This is a genomic window from Mycobacterium sp. GA-2829 (assembly GCF_001499965.1).
In the GTDB taxonomy this organism is placed as follows: Bacteria; Actinomycetota; Actinomycetes; order Mycobacteriales; family Mycobacteriaceae; genus Mycobacterium.
Genome location: NZ_LQIT01000089.1, coordinates 123,423 through 137,053, shown reverse-complemented (window position 1 = coordinate 137,053; position 13,631 = coordinate 123,423). Strand labels below are relative to the sequence as shown.

Below are 13,631 nucleotides of genomic sequence, written 5' to 3'. Positions count from 1 at the left end.
TGTCTGGGAACCATTGAAACAGGTCGGCCCGGGGTGTGCGCACACCTTGGGCACCCCGGTACACCGCCCGGGCCGGATTCGCGCCCGTGACGACGACGAGGAGATGCCATGGCCAAGGCGGATATCGCCGCGCTGCTCGCGTTGGGCGCCGCCTTCTTCATCGCGATCGGCGACGTCATCCACCAGCGCACCGCGCACGAGGTCACCGATGAGTCGGTCGGCCACCTCGAGCTGTTCCTGCGGTTGCTGCGCGATCGGCAGTGGTGGCTCGGCAGCACCGTGGCCGCCGCGGGGTTCGGTCTGCAGGCCGCCGCCCTCGGCCTCGGCTCGGTCCTGCTGGTGCAGGCGCTGCTGGTGACGTCGCTGCTGTTCGCGCTGCCGATCAACGCGCGGCTGACCGGGCGGCGCGTCACGCGGTGGGAGTGGCTGTGGGCGGCGCTGCTGGCCGGCGCGGTCGCGGTGATCGTGACGGTCGGCAATCCGACCGCGGGTCAGGCGCGCGCGTCGTGGGAGACCTGGGCGGCGGTGGCCGCGGTACTGGTACCCGCCCTGGTGGTCTGCGTCGTCGCCGCCCGGGTGGTGTCGAAGACCGCCGGTGCGGTGCTGCTCGCACTGGTCTCCGGAGCCCTGTGGGGGGTGTTCGCGGTGCTGCTCAAAGGTGTGGTCGACCGGCTCGACGACGGTCTGGTGGCGCTGTTGCAGATGCCCGAGCTGTACGTCCTGGGTGTGGTCGCCGTCGCCGGGACGGCGTGGCAGCAGGCGTCGTTCCGGTCGGGGGCGCTCACCGCGTCGCTGCCCACCATGACCGTGGCCGAACCGGTGGTCGGTTCGGTGCTCGGGGTGGTGGTGCTGGGGGAGACCATGCGACCGGGAGACGCCGGATGGCTGACGCTGATCGTCGCGGCCGCGGTGATGGTCGTCGCCACGGCGGCGTTGGCGCGCGGGGAGGCGGCGGGCACCGTGGCGGCCGACACCGATGCCGCGCTCGACCACTAGTTTGGTCACGTGCTGACCGCGATCGCCCTCGTCCCGTCTGCGCCGGTGATCGTGCCCGAACTGGCCGGCGGTGCGGCCGGTGAGCTCACCGATCTGCGCGCCGCGGTGGCGGCCGCGGTCGAGCCGCTGCCCGACCGCTGGATCGCGATCGGCGTCGGCGCCAACGACGAGGTGCTGACCCCACCCCGGACCGGCACGTTCGCAGGCTACGGCGCCGACGTGCCGGTGACGCTGTCCGCGGACGCTTCCGCTGCGCCCGAACCGATGCCGCTGTGCGCGCTGATCGCCGGCTGGGTGCGCGGCGCGTTCGCCGCCCACGCCGCGGCCGAGGTGCGGGTCTTCGCCGCCGGCCACGACGCCGACGCCGCGGTGGCCCGCGGCCGCGACCTGCGCGCGCTGATCGAGGACGCCGCCGACCCGATCGGTGTGCTGGTGGTCGCCGACGGCTGCCACACCCTCACCCCGTCCGCGCCCGGCGGGCACGACCCCGCATCCGTGCCCGTCCAGGCGACGCTGGACGACGCGCTGGCCACGGGCGACGCCGCGGCGCTGACCCGGCTGCCGAACTCGGTGGTCGGCCGCGTCGCCTACCAGGTGCTGGCCGGGCTCACCGAACCCCGGCCGGCGGATGCGCGGCAGCTCTACCGGGACGCCCCCTACGGCGTCGGGTACTTCGCCGGCCGTTGGACGCCATGAGACCGCTGGCGATCATCGGGCCGACCGGGACGGGGAAATCCGCGCTGGCGCTGCAGGTGGCCGAGCGGATCGGCGGCGCGACCGGCGTGGAGATCGTCAACGCCGACGCCATGCAGCTCTACCGGGGGATGGACATCGGCACCGCGAAACTGCCCGTCGCGCAGCGCTACGGCATTCCACACCACCAACTCGACGTGCTCGAGGTCACCGACACCGCATCGGTCGCGCGCTACCAGGCCGACGCCGCCCGCGACGTCGAGGCCATCGCCGCCCGTGGAGCGCTGCCGATCATCGTCGGCGGGTCGATGATGTACGTGCAGGCCCTGCTCGACGATTGGGCGTTCCCCGCCACCGATCCCGCGGTGCGGGCCAGATGGGAGCAGCGGCTCGCCGAGATCGGGGTGGCGGCGCTGCACCGTGAGCTCGCGGCGGTCGACCCGGACGCGGCGGCGTCGATCCTGCCCACCGACGGCCGCCGGATCGTGCGCGCCCTCGAGGTCGTCGAGCTCACCGGGGCGCCGTTCGCCGCGTCCGCGCCCACCATCGGCACCCCGCGCTGGGACACCGTGATCGTCGGGTTGGATTGGGAGACAAGCGTTCTCGACGAACGGCTGGCGACCCGCACCGACACCATGTTCGACGAGGGCCTGGTCGACGAGGTGACCGGGCTGATCGGACGGGGCCTGCGCGAAGGGGTGACGGCGTCGCGGGCGCTCGGGTACGCCCAGGTGCTGGCCGACCTGGACGCCGGCGGTGACGGGTCCGCGGCGCGCGAACCCACCTTCATCGGCACCCGCCGCTACGTGCGCCGCCAGCGCTCCTGGTTCCGCCGCGACCACCGCGTGTGCTGGCTGGACGGCGCGGCGCCCGACAACGTGGACCACGCGTTGCGGGTATGGCGGGCCGTATCCTGACCTGGTGCAGTTCGCCAAGGGTCACGGGACGCAGAACGACTTCGTCGTGCTGCCCGACCTCGACGCCCGGCTGACGCTGACCCCCTCGGTGGTCGCCGCGCTGTGCGACCGCCGCGACGGGCTCGGCGCCGACGGCGTCCTGCGGGTCACCACCGCCGGCGCGGCCGGGGCCGCCGGGGTGTTCGACCGGCTGCCCGAAGGCGTCGCGGCGGACGACTGGTACATGGACTACCGCAACGCCGACGGCTCGATCGCCCAGATGTGCGGCAACGGGGTCCGCGTCTTCGCGCACTACCTGCGGGCGGCGGGCCTCGAAACGCGCGACGAGTTCGTGGTCGGCTCACTGGCCGGACCGCGGCCCGTCGTCGTGCACGGCTTCGACCCGGCGCACCGCCACCGCTCCGAGGTCACCGTCGACATGGGCAAGGTCAACCTCCTCGGTGCCGGATCGGCGGTGGTCGGCGGCCGCCGGTTCAGCGGACTCGGCGTCGACGTCGGAAACCCGCACCTGGCCTGCGTCGACGACACGCTGACCGAGGCCGACCTCGCCGCCCTCGACGTGGCGGCCCCGGTGGAGTTCAACACCACGCAGTTCCCCGATGGCGTCAACGTCGAAGTCCTCACCGCACCGCGCGATGGGGCGGTCGCGATGCGGGTACACGAACGGGGTGTCGGAGAAACGCGGTCGTGCGGGACGGGAACGGTGGCGGCGGCCGTCGCGGCGCTGGGCCGCACGGGTGCGGCCGTCGGGACCCTCGACGTGCGCATCCCCGGCGGTGTGGTCACCGTCACGGTCACCGAGACCACCAGTTTCCTGCGGGGTCCGTCGGAATTGGTCGCCACCGGAGAGCTCGCCGAGGAATGGTGGGTGTCCCATCAGCGTTAATCGAGGTGCATGAAAAGTGATCTCCGTGCGAACCTTGATTCGCTCATGACATTTCCCGAATTCCCCTCCCACAACGCCCCGAGCGCCGGTGAACTGGCCCTCGAGGACCGTTCGGCCCTGCGCCGCGTCGCCGGGCTGTCCACCGAACTCACCGACATCTCCGAGGTCGAGTACCGCCAGCTGCGCCTCGAGCGCGTGGTGCTGGTCGGGGTGTGGACCGACGGCAGCGCGGCCGACGCCGAAGCCAGCCTCGCCGAACTCGCCGCCCTCGCCGAGACCGCGGGCTCCGAGGTCCTCGAAGGCGTCGTCCAGCGTCGCGACAAACCCGACGCGTCGACCTACATCGGCTCCGGCAAGGCCAACGAACTGCGCGAGATCGTGCTCGCGACCGGCGCCGACACCGTCATCTGCGACGGTGAACTCAGCCCCGCCCAGCTCACCGCGCTGGAGAAGATCGTCAAGGTCAAGGTGATCGACCGGACCGCGCTGATCCTCGACATCTTCGCCCAGCACGCCACCAGCCGCGAAGGCAAGGCCCAGGTGTCGCTGGCCCAGATGGAGTACATGCTGCCGCGGCTGCGCGGCTGGGGTGAATCCATGTCCCGGCAGGCCGGTGGCCGCGCCGGTGGCGCCGGTGGCGGTGTGGGCACCCGTGGACCCGGTGAGACGAAGATCGAGACCGACCGCCGCCGCATCCGTGAGCGGATGAGCAAGCTGCGCCGCGAGATCAAGGACATGAAGAAGATCCGCGACACCCAGCGCAGCGGCCGCCGTCGCACCGAGGTGCCGTCCGTCGCGATCGTCGGCTACACCAACGCCGGGAAGTCCAGCCTGCTCAACGCGCTCACCGGCGCGGGTGTGCTGGTCGAGAATGCGCTGTTCGCCACCCTCGAACCCACAACGCGGCGAGGCGAATTCGTCGACGGCAGGCCGTTCGTGTTGACCGACACCGTCGGCTTCGTCCGCCACCTGCCGACCCAGCTGGTCGAGGCGTTCCGCTCCACCCTCGAGGAGGTCGCCGACGCCGACCTGCTGGTGCACGTCGTCGACGGTTCGGACGTCAACCCGCTGGCACAGATCAGCGCGGTGCGTGAGGTCATCAACGAGGTGGTCGCCGAGCAGAACGCCAAGCCGGTTCCGGAGTTGTTGGTGGTCAACAAGATCGACGCGGCCGACGGGTTGTCGCTGGCGCACCTGCGCGGCGCGCTGCCCGACGCGGTGTTCGTCTCCGCCCGCACAGGCGAAGGGCTGGAACGGCTTTCGGCCCGGATGTCGGAGATGGTGGAGTCCACCGATCTGACCGTCGACATCACCGTTCCCTACGACCGTGGGGATCTGGTGGCCCGCGTGCACAGCGAGGGCCGCATCGACGCGACCGAGCACACCGCGCACGGCACCCGGATCAAGGCGCGGGTGCCCGCGGCCCTGGCGGCGGGACTGCGTGAGTTCGCGACATTTTGATGCGCTAGACTGTTCTCAACGCCGACGTCCCTGACGACGGCTCGTCGTGGAACGCTTACCCATCGCGTCCGGCTCAAGCTCTTCTCGCGGCGATCGATGTTGCCGACCGGCAATCTCGCCACCTGTGTATCCCTCATGCGCACCGTGTCCGGTGCTGCCCCAGGATGCACGACACTGCCCTGAAAGGCATTACCTGCATGACGACCACCCCCACTTTCGCCGACCTCGGTGTGCGCGGACCGCTGCGCCGTGTCCTGGAGAACCGTGGCATCGACAGCCCGTTCCCGATCCAGGCCGCGACGCTGCCCGACAGCCTGGCCGGTCGGGACGTGCTGGGTCGCGGAAAGACCGGCAGCGGTAAGACGCTGGCGTTCTCGCTGCCGCTGGTGAGCCGGCTGGCCGACGCGAAGCGTCGCCCGGGCCACCCGAGCGGCCTGGTGCTCGCACCCACCCGTGAGCTGGCCTCCCAGATCACCGCCACGCTCGAACCCCTCGCTGCCGCATACGATCTCAAGGTCGCCACCATCTTCGGTGGTGTCTCACAGAACCCGCAGGCCGCCGCGTTGCGCGCCGGGGTCGACATCGTCGTCGCGTGCCCGGGACGGCTCGAAGACCTGATGCGGCAGAAGCTGATCCAGCTCGACGCGGTGGAGATCACCGTGCTCGACGAGGCCGACCACATGGCCGATCTCGGCTTCCTGCCCGGCGTCACCCGCATCCTGTCCGCGACGCCCGCGGGCGGTCAGCGACTGCTGTTCTCGGCGACCCTGGACAACGGCGTCGACAAGCTGGTCCGTCGCTTCCTGCGGGAACCCGTCACCCACTCGGTCGACGAGGTCAACGCGCCGCCCCCGGCGATGACCCACCACGTGTTCCACGTGGCCGGCACCCAGGAGAAGAAGGCGCTGGTGCAGACGCTCGCGTCCGGGACCGGACGCCGGATCCTGTTCATGCGCACCAAGCACCAGGCCCGCAAGCTGGCCCGCCTGCTCACCGAATCCGGGGTGCCGTCGGTCGATCTGCACGGCAACCTCTCCCAGAACGCGCGCGAGCGCAACCTCGCGGCGTTCTCCAGCGGTGAGGCCAAGGTGCTGGTCGCCACCGACATCGCCGCCCGCGGCGTGCACGTCGACGAGGTCGAACTCGTCGTCCACGTGGACCCGCCCGTCGAGCACAAGGCCTACCTGCACCGGTCGGGCCGCACCGCTCGCGCCGGCAGCGCCGGTGACGTGGTCACCGTCGTGCTGCCCGAGGAGCGCAGGGACACCGCGGCGCTGCTGCGCCGCGCCGGCATCAAGGTCGCCCCGCAGCAGGTCGCGGCGGATTCGCCGTCGGTCACCGCGCTGGTCGGGGAGATCGCCCCGTACCAGGCGCCCGCGCCGAAGCCCGTCGAACAGCCCCGCGCGGCCGCCAATCCGCGGCGCCGGCGGCCCGCACACGGCGAGCGGCAGGGACGCCCCCAGGGCGCCGGTGACGCCTCCCGCACCCGCCGTCCGCGCCGGCGGCCCCAGGCGGCGCGCTAACGCTGCCGGATCACCGGCGGTTCGTGGGCCCGCACCGGAGGGAGCGGGCCCGCGAACTTCTCCACCTGCACGAGCACATGGGCGCCGGTGCTGCCGCGCGCCAGCTTCGACGTCCCGACGTCGTCGGTGAGCACGTTCGGGTTGCCGTGCACGCACATGGCGTCGTAGTCGGCGGGATCCTCCGGATCGAACCAGGCGCCGGTCGGCAGGTGGACGACGTCGCGCCGGACGCGGTCGTCGACCACCACACCGGCCAGGCACGCCCCGCGGTCGTTGAACACCCGCACCACGTCGCCGGCGCTCAGCCCGCGGGCGGACGCATCGTCGGGATGCATCCGGATCGCTTCGCGCCCAGCGACTTTCGCTGCCTGGCTGGTGGCGCCGCCGTCGAGCTGACCGTGTAACCGGGTGGCGGGCTGGTTGGCGATGAGATGCAGCGGATACCGCTCGGCCCTTGTGCCGCCGAGCCATTCGGTGGGTTCGAACCACGCCGGGTGACCGATGCAGTCGTCGTAGCCGTAACCGGCGATGTCGTCAGAGAAGATCTCGATGCGCCCGCTCGGGGTGCCAAGGCGGTGTGCCACCGGATCGGCGCGGAAGTCACCGAGCAGGGTCAGTCCCGGCTCGACCGGCAGCCGCAGCTTGCCGTCGGCCCAGAACTGGTCGAACGACGGCACCACGAAATCCAGTTCGGCGGCCCACTTCTCGTAGAGGTGGGCCAGCCACTGCCGCGCGGTGCGCCCCTCGGTGAACTGATCGCCGAACCCGAGCCGGTCGGCCAGCGCGGCGAACGTCGTGTAGTCGTCGCGGCTGTCGGCGTACGGGTCGACGAGTTTCGGCATCGCCATGAGCAGCGGATCGTTCTTCGACCCCGAGAAGTCGTCGCGTTCGAACGCCGTCGTGGACGGCACCACGATGTCGGCGTGTTTGGCCATCGCCGTCCAGTACGGGTCGTGCACCACCACGGTGTCGACGCGCCCCAGTGCGCGCCGCAGCCGCGGGATGTTCTGGTGGTGGTGGAACGGGTTGCCGCCGGCCCAGTACACGCACCGGATGTCGGGGTAGGTCAAGCGCATCCCGTTGTAGTCGAACTCTTCCCCGGGGTGCAGCAGCATGTCGCTGACCGCGGCGACCGGGATGAAGGTGGTCACGGGGTTGATGCCCTGCGGCAGCCGGGGCAGGCCGCAGCGCAGCGGCGGCAGTCCGGGTTCGTTCATCGACCCGTAGCCGTGTCCGAATCCGCCGCCCGGTAGCCCGATCTGGCCGAGCATCGCCGCCAGCGTCAGCCCCATCCACGGCGCCTGCTCACCGTGGCGCACCCGCTGCAACGACCAGCTGACCGTGACGATGGTGCGGTGTGCGGCCATCCGCCGTGCCAGTGCGGCGATCTCGTCGGCGGCCAGCCCGCTGCGCTCCGCCGCCCACTGCGGGCTCTTCGGCGCACCGTCGTCGGCACCGAGCAGATAGCGTTCGAACCGGTCATAGCCCACACAGTGGCTCTGCAGGAACTCGCGGTCGACGAGATCCTCGGTGGCCAGCACGTACGCCAACCCCAGCATGATCGCGACATCGGTGCCGGGTACCGGTGCGTGCCATTCGCACTCACCGTCGACGTCGTCGCGCAGTGGCGAGAACGACACGATCGCACCGCCGCGATCGCGGAAGCGGCGCAGCGCATCGCGGGCCGGGTGTGCCGTCGTGCCACCGTGATTGGTGCCGGTGTTCTTCAGAGCCAGCCCGCCGAAACACACGAGCAGTTCGGTGTGGGCGGCGATCACGTCCCAGTCGGTGGACCGCTTGAACAGATCGTCGTGGGTGCCCACGACGTGCGGCATGATGACGCCGGTGGCGCCGAGGCTGTAGGAGTGCCGCGAAAAGGTGTATCCGCCAAGCAATTTCAGGAAGCGGTGCACCTGGCTCTGGGCGTGGTGAAAGCGGCCCGCGCTGGCCCAGCCGTAGGAGCCGCCGTAAATCGCCTCGTTGCCGTGGGTGTCGACCACGCGGCGCAGTTCGCCGGCGAGCAGTTCGGTCAACTCGTCCCACGACACCGCGACGAACTCGTCGGCGCCGCGACGATCGCTCGGGCCGGGGCCGTCGTCGAGCCAGCCCCGCCGGACCGCGGGCCCCGCGATACGTGAGCGGTGACGCACCGAACCGGGCAGATTGCCCAGCAGGGGTGAGGGATCGCGGTCGCCGGGAAGCGGGGTGACGGACGCGATGTCACCGGATGCGACCTCCGCGGAGAAGCCTCCCCAGTGCGTGAGGCTGGTCGGCAGGATGGCCATGGCGCAGAGTCTAGAGCCGCTCGAATTGGGTCCCCGTACCAGGATTTGCGTTCACATCGGCCCGATTTGCAAGTATCTTGCCCAGAATTGCCTGTCGTGTCCCGGAAAATGACGTCGGCTGACACAAGATTGGCTGGCGCGATACTTTCGACACACTCACGCGCCGAATACGGGAGGTTCGATGAGCGGGCGGCGACCCCTGCTGCACACGGCGTTGGTGCGCGTGGCGGTCGGGCTGGCGGTGGCTGCGGCGGGTCTGTTGTTCGTACCCACCGCGGCTGCGGATCCGGCCACCGACGCCGACGGCGCGATCACCGCGGCCTACGACGCCAGCGGCGGGCCCACCGGTCCGCTCGGCGTGCGCGAAGGCGGCGTGTACCCCGTCGGCGACGGCTTCGGCCAGAACTTCGCCGCGGGCAAGATGTTCTTCACCCCGGCCACCGGCGCCCACTGGATGCAGGGCGCGGTCCTCGAGAAGTATGAGTCGCTTGGCGGGCCCGCCGACAGTGACCTGGGCTTTCCCACGATCGGCGAGGGTCCGGGCCGGGTCGGACCGGACAGCCGCAACGTCACCTTCTCGGCCGCCGACAAGCCGGTGATCTTCTGGACCCCGGCGACCGGTGCGCATGTCGCCCGCGGTGCGGTCAACGCCGCGTGGGACAAGCTCGGCGGTTCAGCCGGGGTCCTCGGCGTGCCTGCCGAGGACGAGGTGTACCGGGGCGACGTCGCGTCCCAGAAGTTCACCGGCGGTGAGGTGTCCTGGAACCGCAAGACCAAGACGTTCACCACGACGCCGCCGGAACTGGCAGACCAGCTCACGGACCTGTCGATCCCCGAGGATGCGTCCTCGGCCATCGCGGCCGCACGCCGCGCCGCGGGCGGCGCCCTGGGACCGCTCGGCGCCAAGGACGGGCCGCAGTACGAGATCGGCGAGGACGGGGTCGGCCAGAACTACGCGGGCGGCAAGATCTTCTACACCCCCGAGACGGGCGCCAACGTCGTCACCGGTCAGGTGCTCGAGAAGTACGAGAGCGTGGGCGGACCCGAGGGCGATCTCGGCTTCCCGACCGCCAGCGAAGCCGACGGCGGCCTCGGCTCGAACAGCCGGATCAGCACCTTCGCCGCCGAGGACCAGCCGGTCATCTTCTGGACCCCCGACTACGGCGCCGTGATCGTGCGCGGCGCGATGAACGCCGGCTGGTCGAAGCTCGACGGTGCAAAGGGGCCGCTCGGCGCGCCGGTGGCCGATCAGACCGAGAACGGCGACATCATCACCCAACGCTTCAGCGACGGTGTGCTGTCCTACGACCGCGCGAACCGGAAGTTCACCATCGAACCGGGCAATCTGGCCGCCCAGCTGGCCAATGTGGAAGTCCCCGGCGAGCAGGCGCCCCAGACGCCCGAGGCGCCACCGGCCACCGCCGCCGACGACGAGGGCAAGTGGCTGAACTGGCACTGGAACTGGTGGTGGCTGCTGGCGCTGATCCCGGTGCTGCTCGTGGTCGCCCTGGTGGCCGGTGCGGTGCTGTGGCGCCGCCGCAATGCCCGCGACGGCTACCGCGAGGACCCCTTCGCCGACGAGGGGGACGTGTTCTCCGACGCGGCCCGCTACCACCCGGAGCCGCGTCCCGACGAGCACGAGGACCAGCCGCACCCCTACGCCGATCCGTGGAATCCGCGTGACGAGCCGGCCGACGGCGTCGAGAGCGCACGGCCGGAGCCGACCGCCGACGAGCTCTTCGGCGGTCAGGAGGACCCCGATTCCGTCGACACCGCGCCCACCCGCATCGAGGAACCGGCGGGCACCGCGGATCAGATCGCGGCGCAGTCCGCGCTGGAGGAGCCGTCGCTGCCGGTCTCCGAACCCTCGCCCGAACCAGAACTCCGGTTCGAACCCGAACCTGAGCCTGAGCCGGAACCGGAGCCCGAGCCGCAACTGTTCGCACCGGCGCCGTACGTCGAGGATGCCCCCAGCGGACGCCACGCGGCGATCGACATCGACGAACCCAGCCCGGGCCGCACCGCGATCCACCTGCCGGTCGATTCCGGTACCGCCCCCGAAGGTTACCCGGTCAAGGCCGACACCCGGTCGGGTCTGTACTGGGCGCCGGGCAGCCCCGGCTACGACCAGGCGGCCGCCGAGATCTATTTCGCGAGTGAGGAATTCGCGCGGACGAACGGTTTCGTCCGCGGCGACTGACGCCCGCCGGATCAGATCTTGCGGATGACGGTGACGACCTTGCCGAGGATCGCGGCGTCGTTGCCCGGGATCGGTTCGAACGCCGGGTTGTGGGGCATCAGCCACACCTGACCGCGGGTCCGCTTGAAGGTCTTGACCGTGGCCTCGCCGTCGATCATGGCCGCGACGATGTCGCCGTTGTCGGCGACGGCCTGCTGGCGTACGACGACCCAGTCGCCGTCGCAGATGGCGGCGTCGACCATCGACTCGCCGACGACCTTGAGCAGGAACAGCGACCCCTCGCCGACGAGTTCGCGGGGGAGCGGGAACACGTCCTCGACGGCCTCTTCGGCCAGGATCGGCCCACCGGCGGCGATGCGCCCGAGGACCGGGACGAACGTCGGCTCCGGTAGCGCGTCGCTTCCCGCGACGTCGGTGGTGACCACCGGTGCCGCCGGTTCGTCGGACAACCGGACGTCGACCGCGCGCGGCCGGTTGGGATCGCGGCGGAGATAACCCTTGCGTTCGAGGGTGCGTAGCTGATGGGCCACCGACGAGGTCGAGTTGAGGCCGACCGCGTCGCCGATCTCCCGGATGCTCGGCGGGTACCCGCGGCTGGTCACCGAGGTGCGGATGACCTCGAGAATGGTGCGCTGTCGTTCCGTGAGACCGGCGTCCGCGCGACGTCCGCCGCCGGTCCGGGTGTCGCTGCTGTCGTCGCTCATGGCGCTGAATCTAGTCGCCCGGGCGCCGATGATCAAACATGTGTTCGACGCGTGTCGCGGCCCGACCGGCTTGTCAGACCCTTCGCTTATCGTTCGCAACAGTTCGATCACACGTTCTATCCATCGAACACCTGATCGACTACATTCGAACACAAGAGCGAACAGCCACAGGGAAAGGGCAGGACATGACGATCCTCGAAGCGCGGCAGAGCCAGCACATCCCCGCCGCAGGCGGCGTCCGCCGACCGACCGCCACGCGGCGCCCGCGAGCCGGGCGGCCCGCCGGTGCGGCGGTCCGGCACCGGGGCAACGGGGTACTGGTGTCGCGGGCCTCGCACCGCCGCCGCCCCATCACGCCCGCGACAACCGTGCTGTTGGCGCTGCTCGCCGGCGGGATCACCGTGTGGCTCGGGCTGGTCGCCAACCTGGGTGGCCTGGCGGGGGAGCACGCCTCGGTGCCCGCCGAACTGGCCGTGGTCCAGGTGCAGTCCGGGGAGAGCCTGCATCAGGTGGCGCAGCGGGTCGCGCCGGACGCCCCCGTCGGTGCGGTGGTCGAACGTATCCGGGAGCTCAACCAATTGGAGTCCGCGGCGCTCGACGCGGGTCAGACCCTGATCGCACCCGTCGGCTGACGGTGTCGTGGCCGGCGAATCGCGGTGTGGTGCAGCGGTGCCGTTCGCGCCACTCACCCACCCGAGTATCGGGTGGGTGTGGCCACGGGCCGTCGGCGGTGGTGGTGCCGCCCGGGTAGGCTCGGGGAGGTTCGAGACACTCACCCGGCGGTCTGGCGAAGGAGCGGTGATGCACTGTCCGTTCTGCCGTCACCCCGACTCCCGCGTGGTCGACTCGCGGGAGACCGATGAGGGACAGGCGATCCGGCGACGTCGGTCCTGCCCGGAATGCGGTCGACGCTTCACCACCGTCGAGACCGCGGTGCTCGCCGTCGTCAAACGCAGCGGCGTGACCGAACCGTTCAGCCGCGAGAAGGTCATCAAGGGCGTCCGCCGGGCCTGTCAGGGCCGCCAGGTCGACGACGACGCCCTCAACAAGCTCGCCCAGCAGGTCGAGGACGCGGTCCGGGCCACCGGGTCACCGGAGGTGCCCAGCCACGAAGTGGGTCTGGCCATCCTTGGGCCGCTGCGCGACCTCGACGAGGTCGCCTACCTGCGGTTCGCGTCGGTGTACCGGTCCTTCGAGTCGGCCGCGGATTTCGAACGCGAGATCGAGGCGCTGCGCGCCCACCAGGGCGCCCGGTCGGGCTGACCCGGCTCAGTCCAGGCGCCGGTCGCTGTCGGCGACCACGCGGCCCGCGATGCGAACCCAGCCGTCCGGGCTCCAGACCGTCTGGATCACCGACCCCTTGCCCTGCACGATCGTCAGATCTCGGCTGAGGTAGTCGGTCACGCGGATCGCGGCGGCACCGGTGGCCTCGTCCTCGGGGACGCCGAGGTCCGGGGCGAACATCCGCGCGCGGATGTGCCCGGCCTCGCGGTCGGTCCATGTCCACAGGTAGTGATGGGTGTCGTCGGAGAAGTCCGACGGGTCGGCGGCAGCCAGTTCCTCGGTCGAGGCGAGGTCGTGGAACGCGAACTCCGGCGCCCATTCGGAGCGGGCCCGGACTGTGGTGAGGTCGCCGTCCTCGCCCACCTGGACGATCCCGGCAGGCACCTGCAGTGTGCGCACCGGCAGACCGTTCGCGCGCAGCCACCACGCCGCGCCGACGGTGGGGTGCCCGGCGAAGGGCAGTTCGGTCGCCGGGGTGAAGATCCTGATGTGTGCACTCGTCGCACCGGAATCCGGGATGTCGACGAAAATCGTTTCGCTGTAATTGAGTTCGCGGGCGATCCGCTGCCGGTCGGCAGGGTCGACGGCGGCAGCGTCGACGACGCCGAGCGGATTGCCGTGATTCCCGTCGGGGTCGGTGAACACCCGCAACACCTGGACATCGATGGCCATGCGGCGATGC

General features: G+C 71.0%; 12 protein-coding genes. 9 read left to right on the top strand and 3 right to left on the bottom strand.

The window, feature by feature from the left end:
• The first annotated feature begins 108 nt into the window (after positions 1 to 108).
• The 6 genes from AU194_RS30435 to AU194_RS30410 all read left to right on the top strand — a co-directional run bounded on the left by AU194_RS30435 (position 109) and on the right by AU194_RS30410 (position 6,476).
• Positions 109 to 996 (top strand): DMT family transporter, encoded by an 888-nt coding sequence (locus AU194_RS30435; RefSeq protein ID WP_059092968.1) that lies wholly within the window; start codon positions 109 to 111, stop codon positions 994 to 996.
• Between the two features lie 9 nt (positions 997 to 1,005).
• Positions 1,006 to 1,692 (top strand): hypothetical protein, encoded by a 687-nt coding sequence (locus AU194_RS30430; protein WP_059092967.1) that lies wholly within the window; start codon positions 1,006 to 1,008, stop codon positions 1,690 to 1,692.
• Positions 1,689 to 2,606 (top strand): tRNA (adenosine(37)-N6)-dimethylallyltransferase MiaA, encoded by a 918-nt coding sequence (miaA, locus tag AU194_RS30425; protein ID WP_059092966.1) that lies wholly within the window; start codon positions 1,689 to 1,691, stop codon positions 2,604 to 2,606. Before AU194_RS30430 ends, miaA begins: the two co-directional genes overlap by 4 nt.
• Positions 2,607 to 2,610: 4 nt before the next feature.
• Positions 2,611 to 3,492, top strand: coding sequence for a diaminopimelate epimerase (gene dapF / locus AU194_RS30420; protein WP_059092965.1), 882 nt, complete (start codon positions 2,611 to 2,613; stop codon positions 3,490 to 3,492).
• A gap of 45 nt (positions 3,493 to 3,537) precedes the next feature.
• Positions 3,538 to 4,953, top strand: coding sequence for a GTPase HflX (hflX, locus tag AU194_RS30415; protein ID WP_157576605.1), 1,416 nt, complete (start codon positions 3,538 to 3,540; stop codon positions 4,951 to 4,953).
• 197 nt (positions 4,954 to 5,150) lie between these two features.
• A complete protein-coding gene (locus AU194_RS30410; protein ID WP_059092963.1) occupies positions 5,151 to 6,476 on the top strand; it encodes a DEAD/DEAH box helicase in 1,326 nt (441 codons plus the stop codon).
• Here AU194_RS30410 and AU194_RS30405 read toward each other — a convergent pair.
• Entirely contained in the window at positions 6,473 to 8,761 is a 2,289-nt protein-coding gene (locus tag AU194_RS30405) for a molybdopterin guanine dinucleotide-containing S/N-oxide reductase (protein WP_059092962.1), read from the bottom strand. The two genes, AU194_RS30410 and AU194_RS30405, sit on opposite strands and share 4 nt — an antisense overlap.
• 181 nt (positions 8,762 to 8,942) lie before the next feature.
• On the opposite strand from AU194_RS30405, the gene AU194_RS30400 reads away from it, so the two are divergent.
• Positions 8,943 to 10,961 carry an LGFP repeat-containing protein gene (locus AU194_RS30400; protein WP_059092961.1) on the top strand — a complete coding sequence of 673 codons (2,019 nt, stop codon included), beginning with the start codon at positions 8,943 to 8,945 and terminating at the stop codon, positions 10,959 to 10,961.
• Between the two features lie 11 nt (positions 10,962 to 10,972).
• Here AU194_RS30400 and lexA read toward each other — a convergent pair whose 3' ends face one another.
• Positions 10,973 to 11,665: a transcriptional repressor LexA gene (lexA, locus tag AU194_RS30395; RefSeq protein ID WP_059092960.1), complete on the bottom strand. Its 693-nt coding sequence runs from the start codon at positions 11,663 to 11,665 to the stop codon at positions 10,973 to 10,975.
• Positions 11,666 to 11,850: 185 nt separating this feature from the next.
• Between lexA and AU194_RS30390 the strand changes: the two genes are divergently transcribed.
• Complete coding sequence (locus tag AU194_RS30390; RefSeq protein WP_059092959.1) at positions 11,851 to 12,297, top strand: LysM peptidoglycan-binding domain-containing protein; 447 nt, start codon at positions 11,851 to 11,853, stop codon at positions 12,295 to 12,297.
• A 169-nt stretch (positions 12,298 to 12,466) separates the two neighbouring features.
• Positions 12,467 to 12,928, top strand: coding sequence for a transcriptional regulator NrdR (nrdR, locus tag AU194_RS30385; RefSeq protein ID WP_059092958.1), 462 nt, complete (start codon positions 12,467 to 12,469; stop codon positions 12,926 to 12,928).
• 6 nt (positions 12,929 to 12,934) lie between these two features.
• Here the strand turns inward: nrdR and AU194_RS30380 are convergent, their stop codons facing one another.
• A complete protein-coding gene (locus AU194_RS30380; protein WP_059092957.1) occupies positions 12,935 to 13,621 on the bottom strand; it encodes a PhzF family phenazine biosynthesis protein in 687 nt (228 codons plus the stop codon).
• Positions 13,622 to 13,631 lie beyond the last annotated feature (10 nt).

What these genes read in the sequence shown, in the direction of transcription:
- AU194_RS30435 (WP_059092968.1), top strand. Translation starts at nt 109, where the DNA reads ATGGCCAAGGCGGATATCGCCGCGCTGCTCGCGTTGGGCGCCGCCTTC.
- miaA (WP_059092966.1), top strand. Translation starts at nt 1,689, where the DNA reads ATGAGACCGCTGGCGATCATCGGGCCGACCGGGACGGGGAAATCCGCG.
- hflX (WP_157576605.1), top strand. Translation starts at nt 3,538, where the DNA reads ATGACATTTCCCGAATTCCCCTCCCACAACGCCCCGAGCGCCGGTGAA.
- AU194_RS30410 (WP_059092963.1), top strand. Translation starts at nt 5,151, where the DNA reads ATGACGACCACCCCCACTTTCGCCGACCTCGGTGTGCGCGGACCGCTG.
- AU194_RS30405 (WP_059092962.1), bottom strand. Translation starts at nt 8,761, where the DNA reads ATGGCCATCCTGCCGACCAGCCTCACGCACTGGGGAGGCTTCTCCGCG.
- AU194_RS30400 (WP_059092961.1), top strand. Translation starts at nt 8,943, where the DNA reads ATGAGCGGGCGGCGACCCCTGCTGCACACGGCGTTGGTGCGCGTGGCG.
- lexA (WP_059092960.1), bottom strand. Translation starts at nt 11,665, where the DNA reads ATGAGCGACGACAGCAGCGACACCCGGACCGGCGGCGGACGTCGCGCG.
- AU194_RS30390 (WP_059092959.1), top strand. Translation starts at nt 11,851, where the DNA reads ATGACGATCCTCGAAGCGCGGCAGAGCCAGCACATCCCCGCCGCAGGC.
- nrdR (WP_059092958.1), top strand. Translation starts at nt 12,467, where the DNA reads ATGCACTGTCCGTTCTGCCGTCACCCCGACTCCCGCGTGGTCGACTCG.
- AU194_RS30380 (WP_059092957.1), bottom strand. Translation starts at nt 13,621, where the DNA reads ATGGCCATCGATGTCCAGGTGTTGCGGGTGTTCACCGACCCCGACGGG.